This is a genomic window from Leucobacter massiliensis, assembly GCF_002982315.1.
GTDB lineage: Bacteria > Actinomycetota > Actinomycetes > Actinomycetales > Microbacteriaceae > Leucobacter > Leucobacter massiliensis.
Genome location: NZ_MWZD01000013.1, coordinates 40,249 through 64,831, shown reverse-complemented (window position 1 = coordinate 64,831; position 24,583 = coordinate 40,249). Strand labels below are relative to the sequence as shown.

The following is a 24,583-nucleotide window of genomic DNA, read 5'->3' as shown; positions in this document are numbered from 1 at the left end:
GATGGGATCCACCGGGGCCTGACCCCAGGCTAGGTCACTCGGGTGGAGGGTTCAAGGGGCGCGGCGGCGAGCGTTCCACCCGCATTCACGATTCGTTCACCGAGCGTTGGCTTCGTGTGCGACCCGTGATCGTCCTGTGATTTATAGGCTGAGTCCATGTCAGCGAGCTCGCCCCGCCGCACCAGCCTGGCCGACGAGATGGTGCACCGGATCCGGACGGGTGTCTGGCGACCGGGCGAGCGCGTGCCGCCCGAGAAGACCCTCCTCGCCGAGTTCGGCACCTCGCGCGCCGCGATCCGCCAGGCACTCGCAGAACTGCGCGAGGAAGGGATGATCGTGGGGCGCCGCGGCGCACCCCCGCGGGTGCAGCGGACCGCGATCCCGCAGTCCTTCGACACCTTCATCTCCTTCTCCGAGTGGGCGCGCGAGTTCGGCCTGGTGCCCGGCCAGCGGGTCGTGGAGGCCGAGACGCGGCCCGCGACCGAGCACATCGCCCGCGAACTGCGCGTCGAACCCGGCTCCCCGGTGGTGGAGGTGATCCGCCTGCGACTGCTCGGCGATCAGCCGGCCATGCTCGAACGCTCGGTGTTCCCTCAGCCGCTCGGCGAGCGGCTACTTACGAGCGATCTCTCGCACGGCAGCATCACGCACGCACTCGCCGAGGCCGGCGCCGCCCCGGTGCGCGCCCGCCATCTCATCGACGCCATCGGCGCGCATCCGCTCGAGGTCGAGCAGTTGGGCGTCTCACCCGGCACGCCGCTGCTGCGGGTGCGGCGCGTCTCCTTCGATGACACGGGCGCGGTGGTGGAGGCCGCCGACGACCGCTATCTGCCGGATATGGCCAGCTTCGCCGTTGAGAACTCCGCGCAGCGTCGCACCCGCTTCACCCGGCAGGCGGGAAACCCTGGTACCGAGCTGTTCGGAGCCGAGCGGGAGCCGCGCCCGCGCCGCCCATGAGCGGCGCGGGCGCCGCGTAGGATCGTGGGATGCGTGAAAGCTCCCGGACCCGCCTGCCCTTCGAGGTCTGGGCGCTCGTCGCCGGCGGCTTCACCGTCGCGCTCGGCTACGGGGTCGTGGCCCCTGCGATCCCCCAGTTCGCGCTCGAATTCGGCGTCTCGAACTTCGCCGCCTCCGCCATCGTCAGCGCCTTCGCGCTCATGCGGCTGCTCTCGGCGCCGCTCGCCGGCTGGGCGGTCGGGCGGCTCGGCGAGCGGCGCTGCTACACCGCCGGGATCCTCATCGTCGCGGTCTCGACGGGGGCCGCCGCCTTCGCGGCGGACTACGCCCAGTTCGTCGTGCTGCGGGGTCTCGGCGGAATCGGCTCGACGATGTTCACCGTCGCCGCCACCGCGCTGCTCATCAAGGTGAGCCCGCCGACGGCGCGCGCCAGGGTCGCGAGTCTCAACGCCGCCGGCTTCCTGCTCGGCGGACTGCTCGGGCCGGTGTTCGGAGGGGCCCTCGCGGCGCTCGGGCTGCGTGCGCCCTTCATCTTCTACTTCGTGACGCTCGTCGCGGCAGCCACCGTCGTCGCGGTCGCCCTGCGCGGCTCACGGGCGGCGGGCAGGCGGGATCCCGGGGAGCCCGGCGAGCACGCGGAAGTGACCGTGCGCGACGCCCTCGCGACACCGCACTTCCGCACGCTGCTGCTCTCGGTGTTCGCCTTCGGCTGGTCCTCCTACGGAGTCCGCGTCTCGGTCATCCCGATCTTCGTCGCCGTCGCGTTCCAGGGGGACGCGGCACTGGCCGCGTGGGTGCTCGCCGCTTACGCCGCAGGCAACGCGATCCTGATCTTCCCCTCCGGCCGCTGGAACGACACCCTCGGTCGGCGGCCCATGCTCGTCACGGGGGCCGCCGTGCTCGCGCTGAGCTACCTCGCGCTGCCGGCATCGCCGGAGATCTGGGTCGTCTTCGTGATCCTCTTCGTCGCCGGAGCGGGATCCGCGCTCGTGAACCCGGGGCAGCAGGCGGTGCTCGCGGACGTGCTCGCCCAGCGGCGCGGCGGCGGGGTCGTTGCGGCCTACTCGATGACGAGCGACCTCGGCGGGGTGATGGGTCCCCTTGTCGCCGGAGCGCTCGTGGACGCCGCGGGATTCGGCTGGGCCTTCGGCGTCACGGCCGCGCTGCTCGCCGCCGCCACGCTCGCCTGGCTGGCCGTGCCCGATTCGCGCCGTCTCGCCTCCGGCTGAGCGGCGTTCCGCTCAGCCTTCGAGATCGTCGACGCCCGGCAGCCAGCTCAGGCCGGGACGTCCCCAGCCGTTCTTCCGCTGCGCCTTCTGCGCGCCGCGGTTCTCGGGGTGGACGAGACGGTCAACGTAGAGGAGCCCGTTCAGGTGATCGAACTCGTGCTGCAGGATCCGCGCGAACCAGCCCTCCGCCTCCAGCTCGAAGGGCTTGCCCTCGATGTCCTGAGCCCGGAGCAGGGCACGCGGAGATCGCCGCAGGGCGAAGCGCTCCCCCGGGAACGAGAGACATCCCTCGACCTCGTCCTCACCCGGCAGGCCGGGCTCGGGCGGGGCGATCCAGAGCTCGGGGTTGATCGCCACTCCCCGCTCCGGTGCGACATCCTGATCCTCGTAGATCCACACGAACACCCGCAGGCCCACGCCCACCTGCGGTGCGGCGAGTCCCACTCCCGGGGCGGCCACGGTGGTGTCGAACATGTCGTCGACGAGGGCGCGCAGCGCGTCGTCGAACTCGGTCACGGGCTCGGCGGGCCGGTGCAGCACGGGCTCGCCGGAGATCACGATGGGGAGGACGGACATGGGCTCAAGCCTAGCGCGCACCGTCTAGACTGATTTGGATTGCCAGCCAGCGGTGAGGAGTCAGAGGTGTCGAACGTTCCAGCTGATCAGATCGTGTGGATCGACTGCGAGATGACCGGCCTCGACGTCGACCGCGACGGGCTCTGCGAGGTCGCCGTCATCGTCACCGACTTCGATCTCGTTCCGCTCGATCCGGGCTTCGAGATCGTGATCAACCCGGGTCCCGAGGCCCTCGCCCAGATGAACGACTTCGTGCGCGGCATGCACGAGGGCTCGGGGCTGCTGCCGCGAATCCAGCAGGGCGCCTCGCTGGAGGAAGCCGAGCAGGCGGTGCTCGACTATCTCGCCCGCTTCGTCACGGCGGGGCGCCGTCCGCTCGTCGCCGGAAACACGATCGGCATGGACCGGCGCTTCATCGCGAAGTACCTCCCCCGGCTGGAGGATCGGCTCCACTACCGCAGCATCGACGTGTCGACGATCAAGGAGCTGAGCCGCCGCTGGTATCCGGCCTCTTACTTCGGCGCGCCCGGTAAGAACGGCGGGCACCGCGCTCTCGCCGACATTGCCGAGTCGATCCGGGAGCTCGCCTACTTCCGCGATGCGGTGATGGTGGCGCAGCCGGGACCCGACAAGGACGAGGCCGAGCGGATCGCACGGGCTGTCGACGAGCGCTACTCGCCTGCTGCGAGCGTCGCGGGCGACGAAGACGGCGCGGCTCCCGCGAGCAGCTGAGCGCGGCGCCACGGGCCGCACGCCGACGCGGCGCGTGCCGGCGCCGGCCCCGAGCGCTCTCCCGCCGGAACGCGGCCCCACGGCAGGATTTCTTGGATCAGAATCCGATATTTTCCCTGATGAAGCCGGTGAAACCGTCGCGCGCCCTGATGTCCGGCGCTGCGGCAGCGTGACATAATGAACTGCGCTCGACCGCGGCTCCCCTGAGTCCGGACGCAGCCGCGGGACACATGGAGGGGGACCGTGTTCACAGGCATGGACGTCGCGAAGCGGGGTCGGCTCGTCGCCGTGCCGCTCTCCGTCGTCGCCCTCGGAGCCGTGGGATACGGCGCCTACCGCCTCGCCGGCACCGCCTCCGCCTCATGGACACTCGTCCTCGCCATGGTGGTGAGCGTCATCATCTGCTCCCCCTTCCAGTTGCGCATCGGCCGCAGTTCCGAGGCTCCCCGCATCGGCGTCGCCGTCGCGCTGCTCGCGGCGAACCCGGCCCCGCACGAACCGTTCCTCGGCGCGTGCATCTGGACCGTCGGCCTGCTCATCTCCCAGCTGTTCACCCGCCGCGGCCCGGTCGCTGCGTTCCGCGAGACCGGCATCGGCGCACTCTCCGCCTTCGCCTTCGTCGCCGTGCAGACCGGCCTCCAGGGGGCCGGCGCGTGGCCGGCGCTCGGCTACCTGGGCGCCGCAGTCGCCTCCTCACTGGTGGCGCTCGGACTGGAGGCACTGCAGCACTACGCCAACCCCGAGGAGGAGCGCGGCTTCGGCCCCTCCGAGATCAGCGCCGTCCGCCTCGGCCTCGCGACGCTCGTGATCGCGGGGGTCGCAACGGCCATGCACCACATCGACGCGGATCTCGTCCCCTGGCTCGAGGGCGATGCCCAGGCGAGCCGCCCCGCCGTGCTGCTCGTGCTCACCGCCTCCGTGTTCTATGTGATCGCGCAGCGGCGCCGCTACGCGGGCAACCAGCAGCGCCTCACGGAGCTCGTCGACGCCGCGGTCGCCTTGCCTCGCGCAAGCGGCGAGCAGCTCGCGGCGGAGCTGCGTCGTCGCGCGAAGGCGATCGTCGCCGCGCGCGAGGTCACCCTCCGCGCGGAACCGCCCGCCGCCGACGACATCGGTGCGAGCGTCCGGCTCGACGCGCACGACTCGCGCTACCTCGTCGCCTCCGCCAAGGTGGGCGGCGCGCCGTTCAGCCGCGAGGACGAGCACGCCCTCGGCGTGCTCGCGCACGTGGCCAGCGAGGCCTCGCGCTCGCAGGACGAGGTGGACCTGCTGGAGCGCCGCGCCAACACCGACCCCCTCACGGGGCTGCCCAACTACGGCGCCTTCGAGCGCGCCCTCGTCGAGGCGAACGAGTTCCGGGCCTACCATCCCGGGATCGCCCTGCTGTTCCTCGACATCGACAACTTCAAGGAGCTCAACGACACCCACGGGCACCGCGCCGGCGATGAACTCCTGCGGGTCATCGGCGACCGCCTGCAGGGGTCCGTCGGCAGCGGCGACTTCGTGTCCCGCGTCGGCGGTGACGAGTTCGTGGTGATCCTGACCGGCCTCGTCTCGCAAGATCAGGCGAAGGCGACGGCAGACCGCCTCCTGGAACGCGTCGTGCGGCCGCTCGCGATCGAGGGACGCGACATCCGCCCGCAGCTCAGCGCGGGGCTCGCTTATTCGAGCCACCGAGAACTCGACGCCCGCACGCTCGTCGAGGACGCGGACCGGACGATGCTCCAGGCGAAGCGCCTGCGGCGGGAGGGCCCGGGCGGCGAACCCCTCGGCGTCACGGTCTCCTCGCACCGCTCGACCCGCACGAACGACATCGTCGCCCGTGCGATCCGGGAGAACCGGCTGGGTCTCGCCTTCCAGCCCATCGTGAATATCGAGCAGGGCCAGATCTGGGCCTTCGAGGCGCTGGTGCGCTACATCGACCCCGAGCTCGGCCCCATCTCTCCCCCCTCGCTCGTCGCCCGGGCCAAGGGCCTCGGGCTGATGAACGAGCTGACCCGCCAGGTGATCGACAAGGCGCTCGATGCCGCCGAGGAGTTCCGCCGTCTCGAGCCGAGCATCGGCTGCATGACCGTCAATCTGGAGCTCGGCCAGATCAGCGACGATGAGCTGGGGGCGTTCATCCGCGACTCCGTCGCAGCCCACCCCGACATCTCACTGTGCGTCGAGCTCAACGAGCGCTCCCTGCGCGGAGCCACCGACGAGCTGCGCCGCGACGCCGAGCTCATGCAGCGATCCGGGGTCATCATCGCCCTCGATGACTACGGCTCGGACGACTCCCCGGTCGGCGCCCTCGTGCATTTCCCGATGAACATCCTGAAGATCGACAAGAGCCTCATCAGCAATCTCGACGACATCCGTCAGCGCGAGGTGATCCGGGCGCTGCAGGGCTTCGGCGACAGCCTGAACCACACGGTCGTCGTCGAGGGGATCGAGAACCAGGCGATGGCCGATGTGCTCGTCGAGCTGGGCGTGCGAAGCGCGCAGGGGTACTTCTTCGGGAGGCCCGCATCATTCGCGCACACCATGGAGCGCATTCAGAAGTGGAGCACGCGCGCCAGCATCTCGTGAGGCTCCGCCACGGTCGATCCGCGGCTCCGCGGTCACGCGCCTCAGAACTCCTCTTCGCCGGCGGAGGCTGGGGTGACGTCGACGCCGCCGTTCAGGCGCGCGATCGCCTCGTCGGGCTCGAAGTCGGGATCGAGCTCGAAGAATGCGTCCAGCACCCCCTTGAAGGCGAGAGCGGCGACCGACCACGTCTCGACCTCGTCGCCCTCAGTGATCTCGAAGTGCGCCTCGACGAGCGCGGGCACCGTGGAGCGCACCACCCCGAGGCCTTCGATGACGGACGCCGCGGCGACGACGAACGGCTGGTAGTCGTCGTGGAAGTCGTCGCGCAGGCGGTAGCCGATCGTGGGCAGCACGTTCCGGTAGAAGCTCTCCATGGTCTCCACGAAGGCGAGCTGGCTCGCCCGCAACGCCTCCAGCACACGGGCACGGGACTCTCCCTCCGGCCAGGAGAGGATCGTGGTCGACAGCGCCGCGTAGGTGCGCCACTTGCCGGACGCGGTCACGACGTCGAAGTTGTATTCGGCGGCGGTGCGGATCACGTCGATGAGCACGCCCCTGCGACCCTCCACCGAGCGCAGGTCCCCTCCGCGCGAGCTGAGGAACTGCCAGGTGGTCAGCAGTGTCTGCGTGTCGGCGCGGTCGATGCGGGCCTGAATCGCGAGGCCGGTGAAGAGCTCCGTCAGGAAGTCCGCCGTCGAGGGCCAGATCCGCGCGAACTGGCGGCTGGACACCCCGGCTTCCGCGCAGATCCGCTCGATCGTCGCGTCGTCACAGCCGAGCGTCAGCCCGACGGTGTCGGCGTGTTCGGTGGCGCTCCGGAGGATCCTGGCTCTGGCGTCATCGGGTTCCTGCTGTCCTCCGTGGCCGCCAGCGCGGTTCCATGTGTCTCGCGGCACTGCGCTCCCCATTCGCGACGGTGTATGAGTTGCCATGATAGCAAGTCGCCGCTTTCCGGCGGGAGCCTCCCCCGGCTTCCCTCCCCCGGCTTCCGGCTTCCGCCAGAACGAGAGAACCCCCTGCATCGCAGGGGGTTCTCGACCGAGGGTGGCTAACGGGACTTGAACCCGCGACCACCGGCACCACAAGCCGGTGCTCTACCAACTGAGCTATAGCCACCATGCTGACCTGTTCGCCGGAGCGGACGAGGCAACCCCACGATCATAGCCCATCTCGGCACCGGGGTGCGAACCGGCGCGCGCTCGGGTGTGTTCGGCCTTTCGTGGCCCGGGGCGGGTCACGGGGCGCTTCGGAGTCTCAGGCGGCGCGCCCCGATGCGGCCCCCGTCCGGGTGCGGCCGAAGGTGCTGATCGCCGGCTCCGCGTCCCGGTAGCGCTCCACGAGCGCGGGGTAGTGCTCGCCGACGCGCTCGATCGAGGCCGGCACGTCGACCTCGATGGGGACGTTGTCGTCGAGGTAGTGCTCGATGTAGCGGGGCTCGCCGAGCCTGGAGATGCTGAGGAGTCCTTTCACGTGGCGCTCGAGCCACGGCTCGAGGATCGCGAAGGTGCGTCCGAGCCGGTGGCGGGAGAGATGCGCGAGCATCAGCGCGAAGAGGTGCGCCTGCACGAGCGCCTGCACTCCCGCGGACTCGTGCCGTGCGATGACGCGGGACACCTCCACGCTCGTGGCGCCCGCTTCGCCGGGAAGGAGCGCATCCGGACAGTATTCCTCGATCGGGAGCGGCCGGTGTTCTCCGCGCAGGATCAGTCGCGCGACTCCTACGAGGCGGGTTCCGCTGCGGTGGTTCTCGAACACGCCGAAGGTGACGGAGCGCGCGTCGTCGGGGTCGCGGTCGGTGCCGTCGGCGTCGAGTTCGCTCACCGAGAGCTGGCCGGTCTGCTCCACGTACACTTTCCGGCGCAGCTGGAAGTGCGCCGCGAACTCGCGTTCGAAGCCGGGGAGCGCGATCCCGTCGCGGGCGATGAGCCCGCCTGCCAGCCGGGCGGTCGGCGCGTCGTCGAAGACGGTGGATTCGAGCACGGGAATGACGTCGTGGTTCGAGACGCTGCGATCGATCTGAGACAAGGCTGGCATCCTCCTGGGTTGCTGACGGCGCGAGGGCTCGCGCCTCCGGCGCGCTTCCGTCCCCCCGGCGATGCCCGGAACGCGTGAGGTCTCCCATTCTGCCGCAGGGCACGTCCCCCTGAGCCGAGTCCGGAGGGGTGTCGGGCGGCGGGCGGCGCATCCCGGGCGTGTCGGAGGGTGTCCCATGCGCCGCGCGGATCGTCGCACCGGGCACTGATCCCTCGCGCGACTCGGGGCCCGGTGTGTAGGGTGAAAGCATGCTCGAGGTGTCGCATGAGGAGTTCGAGTCGCTGGTCGCCGACGGCCTCGACTCGCTGCACGACGACATGCTGCAGCAGCTCGACAACGTCATCTTCCTGATCGAGGACCGGCCGGCAGACGGCAGTGATCTCCTCGGCGTGTACGAGGGTTTCTCGCTTGCGGAGCGGGACGCCTACGGCTACGGAGAGGAGCCGGATCGCATCACGCTCTTCCGCGAGAACCTGCTGGAGCACTGCGCAGACCGCGAGGAGCTCGTCGCGGAGATCCGGGTGACGCTCGTGCACGAGATCGCGCATTTCTACGGCATCTCGGAGGAGCGCATCCACGAGCTGGGGTGGGGCTGAGGCGGTGCTGGCGAGTGTTTCGGCGAGCGGGGGGATCGCACTCGGTTCCGCCGCGACCCTCGCGCCCGCGAGCCGCCTCGCCGAGCCGAGCGAGCTCACCGTCGCGGAGCACCGCGCGCTGCCCGAGGACGAGCGTCCGTGGCAGACGGTCGTCTGGGACGATCCGGTGAACCTCATGTCGTACGTGAGCTACGTCTTCCAGGTGCACTTCGGCTATGACCGAGCGCACGCGCAGCGGCTGATGCTGCGCGTGCATCACGAGGGCAGCGCGGTGGTGGCGGAGGGCGAGCGAGAGGCCATGGAGCTGCACGTCGAGGCGATGCACGGATACGGACTCTGGGCGACCGTGCGGCAGGCGGGTGCGGCATGAGGCTCAAACCTCTGCCCGGCGGTTCGCTCCGTCTGCGCTTGGAGGCCGATGAGGCGGCGATGCTGGATCAGCTGGTCTCACAGCTGACGCGGCTGCTGTCGAGCCACAGCGGCACAGCGCTCGACCCGGACCCGCTCTTCGCGAGCCTGGAGGTCGGCGGCTCGGATGAGCCGCCCGAGGATCCCGCGCTCGCCCGGCTGTTCCCCGATGCCTACGAGGGGGACGACGATGCGGCGCAGTTCCGCCGCGTCACCGAGCAGGGTCTGCTCAACCGGAAGCTCCAGGATGCGCTCGAGGTGACGGCGGCGCTGGGAGTGAGCGACGGCAGCGGACCTGCGTCCGCCCCGGTCGACGTGACGGTCACTCCGGCGACACTGCCGGCGTGGGTACGCACCCTGACGGCGCTCCGGCTGGCGATCGCCGCCCGCATCGGCCTCGATTCCGAGGAGGATCACGAGCGTCTCGCCGCCGATGAGGAGACGCGCGGCACGGTGCTCGTGTTCGACTGGCTCGCCGCGATCCTCGATTCGGTGCTCGCGATCATGTCCGCATCCGGCGAGGCCGCCGGGGGCTGAGGCGGTGGTGCGCCGCTCCCCCGGGGCTTCAGGCTCCGGGCGCCTCGAGCGAGCGCGGATCGACGACGGGTCCCCTGCCGGTGAGGAGGCTCGCCGGCGTGACGCCCGCGGCGCCGAAGCGGCCCCGCACCTCGTCCACCGCCTCGTCGACGGCCCGCCAGTCCTCGTCCTCGCTCCAGAGTGCGTCGCCGCCGGCGCGCTGCAGCTGCTCGGCGCGCACCCCGATGAGCCGCACCGGCCGGCCGTCGGCGCCGAGCGCGTCGAACAGCTCCGTCGCGGTGCGGTAGATGCGGCGGCTTGCGTTCGTCGGCTCACTCAGGGTGCGTGAGCGGGTCACCGTGTCGAAGTTCTCCCAGCGCACCTTGATCGAGACGGTGCGGGCCTCGATACCCGCGGCGCGAAGGCGCTCCCCGGTGCGGCTTGCGAGCCGGAGGAGTTCGCGCCGCAGCACGACCGGGTCGCCGGTGTCGCTCGCGAAGGTTTCCTCGTGGCCGATGCTCTTCTCGATCCGGGTGGTCTCGACGGCGCGCGCGTCGCGACCGTTCGCCAGTTCGTGCAGCCTGCGCGCACTGGCGCCTCCGACGATGCGCTCGAGCGACGGAAGGGGCTCCCGCGCGAGATCCGCGACGGTGCGGATCGCCCGGGAGTGCAGGGCCCGGGCCGTTGCCGCGCCCACGCCCCACATGGCCTCGACCGGGAGGGGGTGCAAGAACTCGAGGGTGCGCTGCGGGGGCACCTCGAGCACCCCGTCCGGCTTCGCCCGCTGCGAGGCGAGCTTCGCGACGAATTTGGTACCCGCCAGTCCCACCGAGGCCGGCAGGCCCGTGCGCTCGCGTACCCGCTCGCGGAGCCGTCTCGCGATCTCGGCCGGTGGTCCGAAAAGCCGCACGGAGCCGGCGACGTCGAGGAACGCCTCGTCGATGCTCAGCGGTTCGACGAGCGGGGTGAACTCCTCGAAGATCGCCATCACCTGACGCGAGGCGCGACGGTATTTCTCGAAGGTGGGCGGCACGAGCACGAGCTGCGGGCAGAGTTGCTTGGCGCGCGCGACCGGCATCGCGGATCGCACGCCGAAGCGGCGGGCCTCGTAGCTCGCGCTGGAGACGACCGATCGACCCGTGTCGTGGGCCGCGGCGACCGGCAGGCCGCGCAGCTCGGGACGGTCGAGCAGTTCGACGGATACGAAGAACGAGTCCATGTCGACGTGCAGGATCGTGGCGCTGTCGCGCGTCTGCGATCCCGAATCGGCTGGCATGCCTCCATTGGACCACACCCCTCCGACACCGCGCGGCCCGCCCCGCTGGACGCGCGAGTCTTGTAGCGTGGAGGTGACCGAATCCGCGTGCGTCCACGGAAGGCAGGCCGGAGTGTCCGAGCAGCGAGCCACCACCCCGCAATCCACCCCGCGGCGGGCTGTCGCCCGCCTGCGCGACCGTCCCGAGGCGGATGTGCTCGTCATCGGCGGCGGCATCAACGGCATCGCGACCTTCCGCGAGCTGGCCCTGCAGGGCGTCGACGTCGCGCTCGTCGAGCGTGCCGACTACGTCTCCGGAGCCTCAGCGGCGTCGAGCCACATGGTGCACGGCGGCATCCGGTATCTCGAGAACGGCGAGTTCCGCCTGGTGCGCGAGGCCGTCCAGGAGCGCAACCGCCTGGTGCGCAACGCCCCGCACTACGTGAAGCCGCTGCTGACCACGATCCCGATCTTCTCGACCTTCTCCGGCGTGCTCACCGCGCCCCTGCGCCTGCTCGTCACCCACGGCCGCGGCAAGCCCCGCGAGCGCGGTGCGCTGCTCATCAAGATCGGCCTGCTGCTCTACGACACCTTCTCCCGGGGCGGCGGCAGGGTCCCCCGGCATCGCTTCCGGGCGCGGGATCGCTCGCTGCGCGAGCTGCCCCGGCTCAATCCGTCCCTCAAGTACACCGCCAGCTACTTCGATGCCTCGATGCACAGCCCCGAGCGGCTCGCGCTCGACGTGCTCTCCGACGGCCTCGCGGCCGGCGGGGAGCGGGCCCGGGCGGCCAACTACCTCGCCGCCGCCGGCGCGGGCGACGCGGGCGTGCGGCTGCGCGACGAGACGACGGGCGAGGAGTTCGACTTCGCAGCGCGCGTCATCATCAACGCGAGCGGCCCCTGGACCGACCTCACCAATGCGGATCTGGGCCGTCCGACGGCGTTCATGGGCGGCACGAAGGGCTCGCACATCGTGCTCGACCACCCAGAACTGCTGGCCGCCACCGGCGGGCGCGAGATCTTCTTCGAGCACTCCGACGGCCGGATCGTGCTGATCTACCCGCTCAAGGACCGGGTGCTCGTGGGGACGACCGACATCGACGCCGACCCGCGCGAGCCGAGCCGCTGCACCGACGAGGAGGTGGACTACTTCTTCGAGCTGATCCGGCACGTCTTCACCACCGTCGCGGTGGAGCGCTCGCAGATCGTCTACACCTTCTCGGGCATCCGGCCGCTCCCCCGTCACGACGACACGGCGCCGGGATTCGTCTCGCGCGACTACCGCATCGAGCACGGCTGGGCCGGGCGGGTCCGCACGCTCAGCCTCGTGGGCGGCAAGTGGACCACCTTCCGCGCGCTGGGCGAGCATCTGGCCGACGAGGCGCTCGCGCTGCTCGGCGTCGCACGCGTCGGCGACACCCGCACCACCCCCATCGGCGGCGGCGCAGGCTTCCCCACTGATCGCTCCTCGCGGCGCATCTGGCTCGCCCGGCACGGTGGCGGCCACGATCCCGAACTCGTCGAGCGCATGCTGGACCGCTACGGCACGAATGCCGCCGAGCTGCTCGCCGCGCTGCCGGACCATCCGACCGAGCTGGCGCTGCTCCCCGGAGTCCTTGCCGAGGAGCTCGCGTGGCTCGCGGAGCGGGAGGCCGTCGTGCACCTGGACGACCTGCTGCTGCGCCGGAGCTCGCTCGCCTTCGTGGGCGGGCTGAGCCGCGAAGCGCTGGCGGAAGCCGCCGAGGCCATCGCGCCCGTGCTGGGCTGGGACACGGAGCGGGTCACCGCGGAGGTGGGCCGCACCGCCGGGATCCTGCTCCGCGAGCACCGGGTGATGCTCGGCGAGCCGGGGCTCGCGCCTGGGGGTGCCGCGGGGGGCTACTGCGAGGACGGGCGGGCCCCCGCGGCGGCCGTGTCTGCCGCCGCGGGCGGTGGAGGCGAGCGGCGCCCCAGCAGATCCGCGGGGCGTCATCTCGCCACACCGCAGCCGACGCAGCAAAGGAGCACCGCATGGCCGAGCACGTCATCGCGATCGACCAGGGCACCACCTCGACCCGCGCGATCATCTTCGACCGGAGCGGCGCCCCCGTCGCCACCGGCCAGAAGGAGCACGCGCAGATCATGCCGAGGCCCGGCTGGGTCGAGCACGATCCGGTGGAGATCTGGCAGAACGTGCAGGAGGTGATCGGGATCGCGCTCGGCCGCGCCGATCTCACCCGGCATGATCTGGCCGCCGTGGGCATCACCAACCAGCGCGAGACGACGGTGATGTGGGATCGCCGCACGGGCCGGCCGGTGTGCAACGCGATCGTGTGGCAGGACACGCGCACACAGGGCATCGTCGACCGGCTCGCAGCCGAGGGCGGCGTGGACCGCTTCGCGGACGCCGTGGGCCTGCCGCTGGCCACGTACTTCGCCGGGACCAAGATCGCCTGGATCCTGGAGAACGTCGCCGGCGCGCGCGAGGACGCAGAGGCGGGGCACCTGCTCTTCGGGACGACCGACTGCTGGGTGCTGTGGAACCTCACCGGCGGCGTCGACGGCGGAGTGCACGTGACGGACGTCACCAACGCCTCGCGCACCATGTTCATGGACCTGGAGACGCTGCAGTGGCGCGAGGACATCCTCGCGGAGTTCGGGGTGCCGCGGTCGATGCTGCCCGAGATCCGCTCCTCCTCCGAGGTCTACGGCCGGGCCGAGAGCTCCTCCCTGCTGCGCGAGACCCCCATCGCCGGCATCCTCGGCGACCAGCAGGCAGCCACCTTCGGCCAGGCCGCATTCGAGGCCGGCGAGTCGAAGAACACCTACGGCACCGGCTGCTTCCTGATCTTCAACACCGGGCGCGAGATGGTGCGCTCGCAGAACGGTCTGCTCACCACCGTGGGCTACAAGCTCGGCGAGGCTCCGGCGCACTACGCGCTGGAGGGCTCGATCGCGGTGACCGGTTCGCTGATCCAGTGGCTGCGCGATCAGCTCGGGATCATCTCCTCCGCGGAGGAGGTGGAGGCACTGGCCGCCCAGGTGCCCGACACCGGGGGCGTGGCGATCGTTCCCGCATTCTCGGGGCTCTTCGCCCCCTACTGGCGGCCGGACGCGCGCGGTGCGATCGTGGGCCTGACCCGTTACTCGGATCGCAGGCACCTGGCGCGCGCCGCTCTGGAGGCGGTGGCGCTGCAAACGCGCGACGTGCTCGACGCGGTGAACGCGGACGTGGCCGCGGCGGACGGGGTGCCGCTGAGCGAGCTGCGCGTGGACGGGGGCATGGTGGTCAATGACACGCTGATGCAGTGCCAGGCCGATGTGCTCGGGGTGCCCGTGGTGCGGCCGCGCGTCACCGAGACGACCGCGCTCGGCGCCGCCTACGCCGCCGGGCTCGCCGTGGGGTTCTGGGAGGGGCTCGACGAACTGCGCGCGAACTGGGACGAGGATCGGCGCTGGGTGCCCGGCATCGGGCCGGAGGAGCGCGAGCGGCGGGTGCGCCGCTGGCGGAAGGCCGTGGAGAAGTCGATGGACTGGGTCGACGCGGATCTGCGCGAGTAGACCGCAGGATGCGGGTCCCGAGCCCGGATCCTCCTCCATTGCCCGCAGAAGTCCCCCGTTTCAGCCGCGGGCCGGAGCCGGTCGGGCCGCGGTCGGCTCCCCCTGCGCGACATCGGGGCCGCTCTCATCCGTACGTCCCTCCTGGTCCGGCGGCGCGGCGCATCACTGCAGCGGACGGATCATGCGCGCCCCCACCGACTCGCTGCGTTCGGCCGCCCACACGGCGACCTTCAGATCCACCAGCCCGGCGAATGTGAGCGGATCACGCCCGCTCAGTTCGTGGATCCGGCCGAGGCGGTGCCGTACCGTGTTCACGTGCACCCGGAGCCGCGAGGCGGCTGCCTGCAACTGCCGGTCGCAGTCGAGGAACGTGGTGAGCGTGCGTATCAATTCGCCACGGCCTTCCGCGTCGGCGTCGCGCAGCGGCCCGAGGAGCTGCTCCACGAAAGGGGCGAGTTGCTCAGCGCTCTGCTGCTCCAGGAGCGCGTCGAAGTGCACCAGATGCTGCGGTCCCGCTACGCCGCCGCGGGTTCGTGCGAGGCGCAGCGCAGAGTGCGACTCGTTGAGCGCACGTCGCAGCTCGCGCAGCCCCACCACCGCGCTGTACCCGCACACCAGTCCGAGGGTGCCGAACTCGGCGACGTCGCCGGGAACCCCGATGCTCACCACTCGGCGCGCGGTAGCTCCGGTCAGCGCCTGCGGCCACCGCCGAGCGACCGTCCGCTCGCTTCCGCTCGGCCAGCTCGATACGCGGAGGCGATCCGACGCCAGGCCCACGCTCTCGAGCTCGGGCAGGATCGCCGCCGGGTGCGCGAGCCCCGTGGCGATGAGCTCGATCAGCTCGCCGACGCGCGCGTGATGCTCGGCGCGTTGCCGATCCTGCTCAAGCGCGGAGATCTCCAATACGCTCTCTAGCTGCTCCAGGAACGCCTCGGAGGGGCGGCCCTCCGAATCCGGGCAGTCGAGTCGCCCGGCCGGCGCATCTGGTCTACGCCGGACCTCCACACCCAGGGTGCTGCGTACATCTTCGAGCAGCTCCGGCTCGGGAGCTCCGGTGCGAGCTCGCACAAGCAGCTGGGTGATGAGCGCGGTCTCGCGCTTGCGCGCCTCGCTTGCGATCTGGCTGCGCCGCCGCACCACAGCGTCGTTGACCGCAAGGAAAGGGACGCCGTGGTCCATGAGCAGCAGTGGCAGCTGTGCGCGACGGCACGCGTCCAGGAGCTCGATCGGCGGTTCCAGATGCACCTCGCCCAAGCCGAGCACGATCCCGGAGACCCCGGTGTCCGTGAGCGCGGCCACGAACGGCTCCGCGGTGCCCGGTCGCACCAGTGCGCTGCCGAGCGTGCACACCAGCTCGTACTCGCGCAGGTGCGGCCGAGGGTCCAGCTGCTCCGTGGCGTGCACCCAGGAGACGTGACGCTGGATCGCGGACGGCGGGAGCACCGCCGGCGTGAGCGATAGCGAGCGATCCGCGATGAGGTCGGCCAGCGTCACGGGGGCGTCGGGGTGCTCCGCGCGATCAGCCGCGAATGACGTCGATTTCTCCTCATCGCCATTATAGATTCCTACAATTCAGAACGGTCCTGATTGCTCATCCTCCGGGGAATCTCGCCCGACTACTGGATGAGTGCATAATAAAACGGGTCACAGCGCCATCGCCAAAGGAGGACCGATGACCACACGCGCCCCCGCCGCCAAAGGACACACCCTGCGACGCGAATTCAGCTTTGGGGCTGCCTTCGCTTTCGCGTTCGCCTTCATCTCGCCCATCGTCGCCCTGTACGGCATCTTCGGGCTTGCGATCATGGCCGCCGGCCCCTCCTTCTGGTGGGGGTTCCTCATCGTGTTCGCCGGGCAGTTGCTCGTCGCGCTGGTCTTCGCCATGCTCGTATCCCGGTGGCCCTTGGAGGGGTCCATATACCAGTGGGCCAATCGTCTGCTCGGCTCGGGTTACGGCTGGTTCGCCGGATGGTTCTACATCTGGACGCTCACCATCGCGATGGCCACTGTGGCGCTCGGCGCGGCCGGTTTCATCGCGAACATCATCGGCCTTCACGACGCCAGCGGCACCGTGGTCGCTGGCATCGCCTTCATCGTGCTGATCCTCGGCACCCTGGTGAACCTCGCGGGGCGCGGTGTGCTCAAGGTGTTCATGATGGCCAGCATCGTCGCCGAGGTCGTCGGCTCGATCGGTCTCGGAACCTGGCTGCTCATCGCCCATCGCGAGCAGGACCTCTCCATCCTGTTCGACGGCGGCGCGAGCATTGACGCCTCCGAGGGCTTCTTCTCGCTTGGCGGCCCTTTCCTGCTGGCCGTGGTCTTCATCGGCTTCAGCTTCGTCGGCTTCGAGAGCGCCGGATCCATCGCCGAGGAGGTGCACGAACCGCGCCGTGCCCTGCCCAAGGCCATGCTCTTCTCCATCTGCTTCATCGCGCTCGTGGTCATGTTCTCCAGCCTCGCCATCATCCTCGCCACCCCCGAGAACGCCGCCGACCTGCCCGACTACGACGTCGACCCGGTCTACGCCGTGCTCACCGCGCAGCTCGGCTCAGCGATCGCCATCCCGTTGCAGGTACTCTTCGCGATCGGCTTCATCGCCAGCTTCCTGGCCCTGCAGACTTCTGCCTCGCGCCTCATCTGGGCCAAGGCGCGCGACGGTGCGCTCCCCTTCTCCGCGCAGCTCAGCCGGCTCAGCGCCAAGCAGCGTCAGCCGGTCGGGCCTCTGCTCGTCACCGCCGCGATCGGCACCGCACTGTTCCTGCTGAGCAATGTCGCCGAGAATCTCTACCTGATGATGGTGAACTTCACTTCTGGCGGCTTCTACCTGAGCTTCCTCTTCCCCGTCGCAGCGTTCGCGGTCACCGTGCTGCGCCGCCGCTGGCAGCCGGGCCCCTTCAGCCTCCGCGGCTGGACCGCGCCCGTCGCGGTGATCGCCCTCGTGTGGGTGGTGGCAGAGCTCATCAACATCGCCTGGCCCCGACCGCTGAACGGTAATGCGTGGCTCGACTGGTCGGTGATCATCGGCGCCGTCGCCCTGGCGGTCGCGGGCGCCGCCGTCTACGCTCGCGTGCGCCACCGCATCGACAACGTCGCCACTGCCGCCATCATGCAGCATCTCGACGAGGCGGATGCCACGTCGACCGACCACGTTGAGGCCCGCTGATGCGCGCCGCCGTGGTGACCGGCTCGGCCGGGGGCATGGGCGCCGCCATCGCCCACCGGCTGCGCGCCGCAGGCATGCTCGTCGCCGGCTTCGACCGCTCCCCCTCCCCGGCCTGCGAGCTGTGGCTCGAGGTCGACGTCACCTCGGCAGACGCCGTGCACGCGGCTGTTGCGCGGGTGACCGACGAGCTCGCGCCGATCACCGCCTATGTGAGCGCGGCCGGCCACTACGAGAGCCGACCGTTCACCGAGGTCACCGCTGCGCAAGCGCGGCGGATGCTGCAGGTGCACCTGGGCGGGCTCATGAACGGGGCGCGCGCCGTGCTGCCCGGGATGATCGCCCAGGGCACGGGCGCGATCGTGGCCATCTCGAGCGAGCTCGCCATCGGCGGGGGCGCCGCCGACTCGCACTACGCAGCGGCGAAGGGAGCCATGCTCGGTTTCGTGCGCAGTCTCGCCGCCGAGGTGGCGCCCACCGGAGTGCGCGTGAACGCCGTCGCCCCGGGCCCCACGGACACTCCTCTGCTGCCTCTGGATTCCCCGTGGCGCGATTCGGACTATCTGGCGATGCTGCCCACCGGCCGGCTCGCCACGCCCGAGGACGTGGCCGCCTGCGTCGATTACCTCGTCACCTCGGGCACCTTCACCATCGGTGAGACACTGCACCCGAACTCCGGGGCGGTGATCTGATGCGCACCGACCTCACCGGCCGGGTCGCGCTCGTCACGGGCGCCACCGGCGGCCTTGGCGTCGCACAGGTCGAGGCACTGGCCGGCCGGGGCGCCCGGGTGGTGGCCCACGCCCGCTCGACGCGCCAGGAGCTCACAGCGCTCACCGCACGCACCGAGGCACTCGGACTGGTGAAAAACCTCGCCGATCCCGAGCAGTGCCGCGCACTCGTGCGCGAGACGGCGGATGCTGCAGGCCATCTCGACATCCTCGTGGCCAACCACGCCACCATGACCATGGCTCCCCTCGTGGATGCCGATCCGGCCGACTGGTGGCGCGTGGTCGAGACGAACCTGCTTGGAACGTACGCGCTCATCCAGGAGGCAGTGCGGGTCATGCGAGCGCAGGGTTCCGGGGGCAGAATCGTGGTCATCGCGAGCGAGTGGGGGGTCATCGGCTGGCCGGAGGCCACCGCTTACGCCGCGTCGAAAGCGGGACTGATCAGTGTCGTGAAGTGTCTGGGGCGCGAGCTGGCCGGCGAGGGGATCCTGGTCAACGCCATCGCCCCCGGCGTGGTCGACACCCCGCAACTCGCGGTGGACGCCGCCGCCGCCGATGTCACCCTCGACGCGATGCACACGCGTTATGCCGCGGGGATCCCGCTCGGCCGGATCGGGCAGCCGCACGAGATCGCGCAGGCCGTGCTGCTGCTGTGCGACCCGGAGCTGCGCGCCATGGCCGGCCAGACCGTGCAGGTCAACGGCGGGTCGACGCGTGGCCGCGCCTAGTCCGCCGCAGCGGACGAGCTCCGCGCCCCGCGCCCCGCTCGCAGTCTCGTCATACCCACCACCGCAAAGGAGTCTCCGATGAACACGCACCCGCCGGTCCCGCCGATCGACGGTCAGGTCTCACCGCGCTACGCGGGATTCACCACCTTCGCCCGGCTGCCCCGCCGCAGCGACGTACCCGACCACGACATTGCCGTGGTCGGCGTCCCCTTCGACACCGGAGTGACCTTCCGACCCGGCGCCCGCTTCGGCCCCGGCGCCATCCGCGAGGCTTCTCGACTCCTGCGCCCCTTCAATCCGGCGCTGGAGGTGGCCCCCTTCTCTCGCGTGCAGGTGGTCGACGCGGGAGATATCGACTGCTCGCCCTTCGACATCACCACAGCGCTCGACCAGATCGAGGCCGGTGTCTCGGAACTCGCCAGCGGCGGGCGGCCTGTGCTGCTGCTCGGCGGCGATCATACGATCGCCCTCGCCTCGCTGCGCGCCCTGCACCGCGAGCACGGGCCTCTCGCGCTCGTGCACTTCGACGCCCACCTCGACACCTGGGGGACCTACTTCGACACCCCTGTCACGCACGGCACGCCGTTCCGTCGCGCCATCGAGGAGGGGCTCCTGATCAAAGAGCACTCTGCGCATGTCGGCATCCGCGGCTCCCTCTACAGCGCGGACGACCTGCGCGACGATGCGGAGCTGGGGTTCACCATCGTGCACGCGCGGGAATTCCACACCACGCCCTTCCGCGACCTCATTCAGCGCATCCACGAGCGGGTGGGCGATGCCCCGCTCTACATTTCGATCGACATCGATGTGCTCGATCCCGCGCACGCGCCCGGGACCGGCACGCCGGAGGCCGGAGGGCTCACCAGCCGGGAGCTGCTGGAGCTGCTGCGCGGGCTGCGCGGCAAGCGGCTCGTCGGAGCGGACGTCGTGGAGGTCTCTCCGCCCTACGACCACGCGAGCATCACCGCGGTTGCTGCGGCCCACTGCGCCTACGACCTCGTATCGATCATGAGCGAGCAGCGGCGGTGATGCGAGGATGGCTGCACCCATGCTGAGCTGGCCGAACGGCGCGCGGTGCGCCGCCGCATTCTCCTTCGACGTCGATGGCGAGTCCGCTGCACTCGCCGCCGATCCCGCCACTGCGCGCAGCCTCAGCACCATGACCCACCAGGCCTACGGGCCGCGGGTGGGCGTGCGACGACTGCTCGAGGTACTCGACCACTGCGGGGTGCGCGGAACCTTCTTCGTGCCGGGGTACACCGCCGATCTGCACCCCGGGACCGTGCGAGACATCGCGGCGGCTGGGCACGAAGTCGCCCACCACGGCTACGACCACGTGAAACCGGCCGGTCTCACCCTCGCCGAGCAGGCGGATCAGCTCGATCGCGGAAGCGATGCCCTCGAGCGCCTCACCGGCGCACGGCCACTGGGGTATCGCGCACCGATGTGGGATCTGTCCTGGGAGATGCCCGCGCTGCTGGCGGAGCGCGGATTCCTCTACGACTCCAGCCTGATGGATGACGATCTCCCGTATCATCTCGACTGCACGGGTGGCGAAGAGGGCATCGACTCGGGCAGAGAGGCTGGGGAATCCGCCACCGGCCGACTCGTGGAGATCCCCATCCACTGGGCGCTCGACGATTGGGAGCAGTACTGCTTCATTCCCGGCGTCGCCGAGCTGGGGCCCATCCAGACCCCAGAGCATGCGGTCGCTCTGTGGCATGCGGAGCTCGAAGGCATGCGCCGCTTCGGAGGTTGCTGGGTGCTCACCAACCACCCGTTCCTCTCGGGGCGCCCCGGGCGCGCAGCCGCGTTGGAGACCCTCGTACGCCAGGTCACGGAGCTACCGGATGTGTGGGTCGCCGCGCTCGATGAGATCGCCACGCACACAATGCGAACCGGGCTGCCACCTCGCCCGATGCCCCGTATTCACCCCGGCTGAAGCTCCGCCGGCAAGGGGCGTCGCGGGCGGCTCTTTCCGCCGCTCTTCTGATCGGAGAGCTCCCTGCGATTCGGCGCCTCTCGCGGACCCCGGTCCGCGAGGCTTCCACGGGCAGGGCCCGGCTCGCGGGTGTCCGCGCGCCGGGCCCTGACCCCGGGGTGAGGCTCAGCCCTCGGCGGAGCCGGCCCGCTCGAGCACCAGCTCGCGCACGCGGGCGGCGTCCGCCTGGCCGCGCATGGCCTTCATCACCGCACCGATGATGGCGCCGGCGGCCTGCACCTTGCCGTCGCGGATCTTCGCGAGCACCTCGGGCTGCTCGGCGAGCGCCGCGTCGACGGCGGCGATGAGGGCGCCGTCGTCCGAGACGATCGCGAGGCCGCGGGCCTCCACGATCTCGGCCGCAGTGCCCTCACCGTCGATGATGCCTGCGATGACCTGGCGCGCGAGCTTGTCGTTGAGGGTGCCCGCGTCCACGAGCTCGACGACGGAGGCCACCTGGGCGGGGGTGATCAGCTCGGCGGGCGCCGCGGAGCGCTCGTTCGCGATGCGGGCGATCTCCCCCGTCCACCACTTGCGCGCCGTCTGCGGCGGCACGCCCTCGCCCACGGTCGCCTCGATGAGCTCGGTGAGGCCCGCGTTGACGACGTCCTGGAACTCCAGGGCCGAGAAGCCCCACTCCTCGCGCAGCCTGCGGCGGCGCAGGGTCGGGTGCTCGGGCAGCGCGGCGCGCAGCTCCTCGATGAGCTCCCGCGAGGGTGTGAGCGGGGCGAGGTCGGGCTCCGGGAAGTAGCGGTAGTCGTCGGCGTCGCTCTTGGGGCGGCCGGGCGAGGTCTCGCCGGTGTCCTCGTGCCAGTGCCGCGTCTCCTGGGTGATCGTGCCGCCGTCGGCGAGGATCTGCGCCTGGCGCTGGATCTCGAAGCGCACGGCGCGCTCGACCGAGCGCAGCGAGTTCACGTTCTTCGTCTCGGTGCGGGTGCCGAGCACGCTCATGCCGGCGTCCTCGTTGCCGCGGGGGCGCAGGGAGACGTTGGCGTCGCAGCGCAGATTGCCGCGCTCCATGCGCGCGTCGGAGATGCCGAGCGCGATGACGATGTCGCGGATGGTGGCGACGTAGGCGGCCGCGATCTCGGGGGTGTCGGCCTCGCCGCCGAAGACGGGGCGGGTGACGATCTCCACGAGCGGCACGCCGGCGCGGTTGTAGTCGACGAGGGAATACTCGGCGCCCTGGATGCGGCCCGTCGATCCGCCGACGTGGGTGAGCTTGCCCGCGTCCTCCTCCATGTGCGCGCGCTCGATCGGGACGTGCACGACGCGCCCCGAGGCGAGCTCCACTTCGACCGAGCCGTCGAAGGCGATGGGGTCGTCGTACTGCGAGATCTGGTAGTTCTTCGCCATGTCGGGGTAGAAGTAGTTCTTCCGCGCGAAGCCCGACACCTCGGCGATCTCGCAGCCGAGCGCGAGGCCGAGGCTGAGCGAGTAACGCACGGCCTGCTCGTTGACCACGGGCAGGGAGCCGGGCAGCCCGAGGCACACGGGCGTGAGGTTGGTGTTCGGCTCGGCGCCGAAGGTGTTGGGCGCCGAGGAGAACATCTTCGTCTTCGTGTTGAGCTCCACGTGCACCTCGAGCCCGATGACCGGTTCGAAGAGCTCGAGCGCTCGGTCGAAGTCCATCAGCTTCGTCTTGGCCATCAGTTCGTCGCCTCTCCGGTCGATGCACCTGCAAGGGAGGGGGCCTGCGCCCAGAACGGCTTGCCGTCGCGCGCCGTGATGAGGCTCTCGATCGCCGCGCCGGCGCGGTAGAGCCGGGCGTCCTCGAATGCGGGGGCCATGAGCTGCAGGCCGACGGGGAGCCCGTCCTCGCTCGCGGTGCCCACGGGAAGGCTGAGGCCGGGGATCCCGGCCAGGTTCGCGGGGATCGTGGTCGCATCGTTGAGGTAGTCGGTGAGGGGGTCGCCGCCGTGCGCACCGAGTTTCCAGGCGGTCGTCGGCTCGGTCGGCGAGGCGATCACGTCGACCTGCGCGAAGGCGGCCGCGAAGTCGCGCTGGATGAGCGTGCGGACCTTCTGGGCGCTGCCGTAGTAGGCGTCGTAGTAGCCGGCGGAGAGCGCGTAGGTGCCGAGGATGATGCGGCGCTTCACCTCGGCGCCGAAGCCCGCAGCGCGGGTCTCGCTCATGACGCCCTCGACGGTGCCACCACCCTCGGGGGTGACGCGCAGGCCGAAGCGCACCGAGTCGTACTTCGCGAGGTTGCTGGACGCCTCGGCGGGCAGGATCAGGTAGTAGGCGGCGACCGCGTACTCGAAGTGCGGCGCGTCGATCTCCACGATCTCGGCGCCCTGCGCGGTGAGCAGCGCGAGCGCCTCGTCGAAGCGAGCCTTGACCCCGGCCTGCAGCCCGTCGACCATGAGCTGCTTCACGACGCCGACGCGCAGACCCTTGAGGCTTGCGGGATCGACGCCGGCGCGTGCGGCCTCGGCCATCGAGGGCCAGGCGTGGTCGAGGGAGGTGGAGTCGTGCCGGTCGTGGCCCGCGATGACGTCGTGCAGCAGCGCCGTGTCGAGCACGGTGCGCGCGCAGGGGCCGATCTGGTCGAGCGAGGAGGCGAGCGCGATGGCGCCATAGCGACTGACGCCGCCGTAGGTGGGCTTCGCGCCGACCGTGCCCGTGAGACCCGCGGGCTGGCGGATCGAGCCGCCGGTGTCGCTGCCGAGGGCGAGCGGGGCCTCGAAGGCGGCGACGGCCGCGGCGGAGCCGCCGCCGGAGCCGCCGGGGACGCGGTCGGTCGCCCACGGGTTGCGGGTCGGGCCGTAGGCGGAGTTCTCGGTGGAGGAGCCCATCGCGAACTCGTCCATGTTGGTCTTGCCGATGTTCACGAGGCCGGCGGCACGAGCCTTCGCCACCGCGGTCGCGTCGTAGGGCGAGCGGTATCCCTCGAGGATCTTCGACCCCGAAGTGGAGGGCATGTCGGTGGTGACGAGCACGTCCTTGATCGCGAGCGGCACGCCCGCGAGCGCTCCGAGCTGCTCGCCGGCGGCGCGCCGGGCGTCGAGAGCGCGGGCTGCGGCCAGCGAGGCATCGGCGTCGGTGGCGAGGAAGGCGTTCAGCTCCTCGTCCACCGCTGCGATGCGGTCGAGGTGGGCGCGGGTGACCTCCTCGGAGGACACCTCTCCCGAGCTCAGCTTCGCGGCCAGCTCGGCCGCGGTGAGGCGGATCAGATCACTCATCTGCGCGGCCCCCTACTGCTCTTCGCCGAGGATCGAGGACACCCGGAACATGCCGTCCGACGCCTCCGGCGCGTTCGCCAGGGCTTCCTCGCGGGTGAGCACGTCGGCGACCTCATCGGGCCGGGTGACGTTGCTCAGCGGGATCGGGTGGCTCGTGGCGGGCACATCGGCTCCGGCGACCTCGCCCACCTTCGCGATGTTCGCGAGGATCGAGTCGAGTTCGGTGGTGAGCGACGTGAGCTCGGCGTCGCTCAGTGCGATCCGGGCGAGTCCGGCGAGATGCTGCACGGTCTCGACCGTGATCTCTCCGCTCGCCGCGGCGCGGTTCGCCGCAGGGGTGTCAGGCATGCTGCTCCATCAAGACGTCGGGAGTGGGAAAGTCGG

Annotated in this window: 21 protein-coding genes, 1 tRNA gene and 1 pseudogene; 14 read left to right on the top strand and 9 right to left on the bottom strand. The window is 70.8% G+C overall.

Annotated features, from left to right (window positions below; all coding sequences use genetic code 11):
- The first annotated feature begins 156 nt into the window (after window positions 1-156).
- On the top strand, window positions 157-957 hold the full coding sequence (locus B4915_RS02480; RefSeq protein ID WP_105804273.1) for a GntR family transcriptional regulator: 801 nt from the start codon (window positions 157-159) through the stop codon (window positions 955-957).
- 29 nt (window positions 958-986) lie between these two features.
- A complete protein-coding gene (locus B4915_RS02475) occupies window positions 987-2,186 on the top strand; it encodes an MFS transporter (protein WP_105804272.1) in 1,200 nt (399 codons plus the stop codon).
- Window positions 2,187-2,198: 12 nt separating this feature from the next.
- Here the strand turns inward: B4915_RS02475 and def are convergent, their stop codons facing one another.
- Entirely contained in the window at window positions 2,199-2,762 is a 564-nt protein-coding gene (def, locus tag B4915_RS02470; protein ID WP_105804271.1) for a peptide deformylase, read from the bottom strand.
- A gap of 66 nt (window positions 2,763-2,828) precedes the next feature.
- Here def and orn point away from each other — a divergent pair, with 66 nt between their 5' ends.
- Window positions 2,829-3,494: an oligoribonuclease gene (gene orn / locus B4915_RS02465; RefSeq protein ID WP_105804270.1), complete on the top strand. Its 666-nt coding sequence runs from the start codon at window positions 2,829-2,831 to the stop codon at window positions 3,492-3,494.
- A 243-nt stretch (window positions 3,495-3,737) separates the two neighbouring features.
- The gene (locus tag B4915_RS02460; protein WP_181158435.1) at window positions 3,738-6,065 is read left to right on the top strand and encodes a putative bifunctional diguanylate cyclase/phosphodiesterase; all 2,328 of its coding nucleotides are present in this window, start codon (window positions 3,738-3,740) and stop codon (window positions 6,063-6,065) included.
- A 41-nt stretch (window positions 6,066-6,106) separates the two neighbouring features.
- Here the strand turns inward: B4915_RS02460 and B4915_RS02455 are convergent, their stop codons facing one another.
- The 3 genes from B4915_RS02455 to B4915_RS02445 form a co-directional block, all read right to left on the bottom strand.
- On the bottom strand, window positions 6,107-6,961 hold the full coding sequence (locus tag B4915_RS02455) for a hypothetical protein (protein WP_105804268.1): 855 nt from the start codon (window positions 6,959-6,961) through the stop codon (window positions 6,107-6,109).
- A 147-nt stretch (window positions 6,962-7,108) separates the two neighbouring features.
- Window positions 7,109-7,181: transfer RNA gene (locus B4915_RS02450), tRNA-His, on the bottom strand.
- A gap of 138 nt (window positions 7,182-7,319) precedes the next feature.
- Window positions 7,320-8,090 carry an SdiA-regulated domain-containing protein gene (locus B4915_RS02445; RefSeq protein ID WP_245907304.1) on the bottom strand — a complete coding sequence of 257 codons (771 nt, stop codon included), beginning with the start codon at window positions 8,088-8,090 and terminating at the stop codon, window positions 7,320-7,322.
- A gap of 257 nt (window positions 8,091-8,347) precedes the next feature.
- Here B4915_RS02445 and B4915_RS02440 point away from each other — a divergent pair, with 257 nt between their 5' ends.
- From B4915_RS02440 to B4915_RS02430, 3 genes are all read left to right on the top strand, one after another.
- Complete coding sequence (locus tag B4915_RS02440) at window positions 8,348-8,695, top strand: metallopeptidase family protein (RefSeq protein WP_105804266.1); 348 nt, start codon at window positions 8,348-8,350, stop codon at window positions 8,693-8,695.
- Between the two features lie 118 nt (window positions 8,696-8,813).
- Window positions 8,814-9,065, top strand: a complete 252-nt coding sequence (gene clpS, locus B4915_RS02435; RefSeq protein ID WP_219845079.1) for an ATP-dependent Clp protease adapter ClpS — start codon at window positions 8,814-8,816, stop codon at window positions 9,063-9,065.
- Window positions 9,062-9,640 carry a DUF2017 family protein gene (locus tag B4915_RS02430; protein WP_105804265.1) on the top strand — a complete coding sequence of 193 codons (579 nt, stop codon included), beginning with the start codon at window positions 9,062-9,064 and terminating at the stop codon, window positions 9,638-9,640. Before clpS ends, B4915_RS02430 begins: the two co-directional genes overlap by 4 nt.
- Window positions 9,641-9,668: 28 nt before the next feature.
- Here B4915_RS02430 and dinB read toward each other — a convergent pair whose 3' ends face one another.
- Window positions 9,669-10,895 (bottom strand): DNA polymerase IV, encoded by a 1,227-nt coding sequence (gene dinB / locus B4915_RS02425; RefSeq protein ID WP_105804264.1) that lies wholly within the window; start codon window positions 10,893-10,895, stop codon window positions 9,669-9,671.
- 112 nt (window positions 10,896-11,007) lie between these two features.
- Between dinB and B4915_RS02420 the strand changes: the two are divergent.
- Together B4915_RS02420 and glpK are read left to right on the top strand one after the other, a co-directional pair.
- Window positions 11,008-12,732, top strand: a pseudogene (locus B4915_RS02420) (glycerol-3-phosphate dehydrogenase/oxidase); the annotation flags it as partial.
- Window positions 12,733-12,884: 152 nt separating this feature from the next.
- Complete coding sequence (gene glpK, locus B4915_RS02415; RefSeq protein ID WP_105804263.1) at window positions 12,885-14,414, top strand: glycerol kinase GlpK; 1,530 nt, start codon at window positions 12,885-12,887, stop codon at window positions 14,412-14,414.
- Between the two features lie 162 nt (window positions 14,415-14,576).
- Here the strand turns inward: glpK and B4915_RS02410 are convergent, their stop codons facing one another.
- Window positions 14,577-15,908, bottom strand: coding sequence for a helix-turn-helix domain-containing protein (locus B4915_RS02410; RefSeq protein WP_105804262.1), 1,332 nt, complete (start codon window positions 15,906-15,908; stop codon window positions 14,577-14,579).
- Window positions 15,909-16,086: 178 nt separating this feature from the next.
- Here B4915_RS02410 and B4915_RS02405 point away from each other — a divergent pair, with 178 nt between their 5' ends.
- From B4915_RS02405 to B4915_RS02385, 5 genes are all read left to right on the top strand, one after another.
- Window positions 16,087-17,577: an APC family permease gene (locus B4915_RS02405; RefSeq protein ID WP_105804261.1), complete on the top strand. Its 1,491-nt coding sequence runs from the start codon at window positions 16,087-16,089 to the stop codon at window positions 17,575-17,577.
- A complete protein-coding gene (locus B4915_RS02400; protein WP_105804260.1) occupies window positions 17,577-18,266 on the top strand; it encodes an SDR family NAD(P)-dependent oxidoreductase in 690 nt (229 codons plus the stop codon). The genes B4915_RS02405 and B4915_RS02400 overlap by 1 nt, the downstream gene beginning before the upstream one ends.
- Window positions 18,266-19,033 (top strand): SDR family NAD(P)-dependent oxidoreductase, encoded by a 768-nt coding sequence (locus tag B4915_RS02395; protein WP_105804259.1) that lies wholly within the window; start codon window positions 18,266-18,268, stop codon window positions 19,031-19,033. The genes B4915_RS02400 and B4915_RS02395 overlap by 1 nt, the downstream gene beginning before the upstream one ends.
- A gap of 78 nt (window positions 19,034-19,111) precedes the next feature.
- A complete protein-coding gene (gene speB / locus B4915_RS02390) occupies window positions 19,112-20,062 on the top strand; it encodes an agmatinase (protein ID WP_105804258.1) in 951 nt (316 codons plus the stop codon).
- Between the two features lie 7 nt (window positions 20,063-20,069).
- Window positions 20,070-20,975, top strand: coding sequence for a polysaccharide deacetylase family protein (locus B4915_RS02385; protein WP_105804257.1), 906 nt, complete (start codon window positions 20,070-20,072; stop codon window positions 20,973-20,975).
- 165 nt (window positions 20,976-21,140) lie between these two features.
- On the opposite strand, the gene gatB is transcribed toward B4915_RS02385, so the two are convergent.
- The 3 genes from gatB to gatC are packed head-to-tail and all read right to left on the bottom strand — an operon-like array spanning window position 21,141 to window position 24,547.
- Window positions 21,141-22,664, bottom strand: coding sequence for an Asp-tRNA(Asn)/Glu-tRNA(Gln) amidotransferase subunit GatB (gene gatB, locus B4915_RS02380; protein WP_105804256.1), 1,524 nt, complete (start codon window positions 22,662-22,664; stop codon window positions 21,141-21,143).
- A complete protein-coding gene (gatA, locus tag B4915_RS02375) occupies window positions 22,664-24,199 on the bottom strand; it encodes an Asp-tRNA(Asn)/Glu-tRNA(Gln) amidotransferase subunit GatA (protein WP_105804255.1) in 1,536 nt (511 codons plus the stop codon). Before gatA ends, gatB begins: the two co-directional genes overlap by 1 nt.
- 12 nt (window positions 24,200-24,211) lie before the next feature.
- Window positions 24,212-24,547: an Asp-tRNA(Asn)/Glu-tRNA(Gln) amidotransferase subunit GatC gene (gene gatC, locus B4915_RS02370; RefSeq protein ID WP_105804254.1), complete on the bottom strand. Its 336-nt coding sequence runs from the start codon at window positions 24,545-24,547 to the stop codon at window positions 24,212-24,214.
- Window positions 24,548-24,583: the final 36 nt, after the last annotated feature.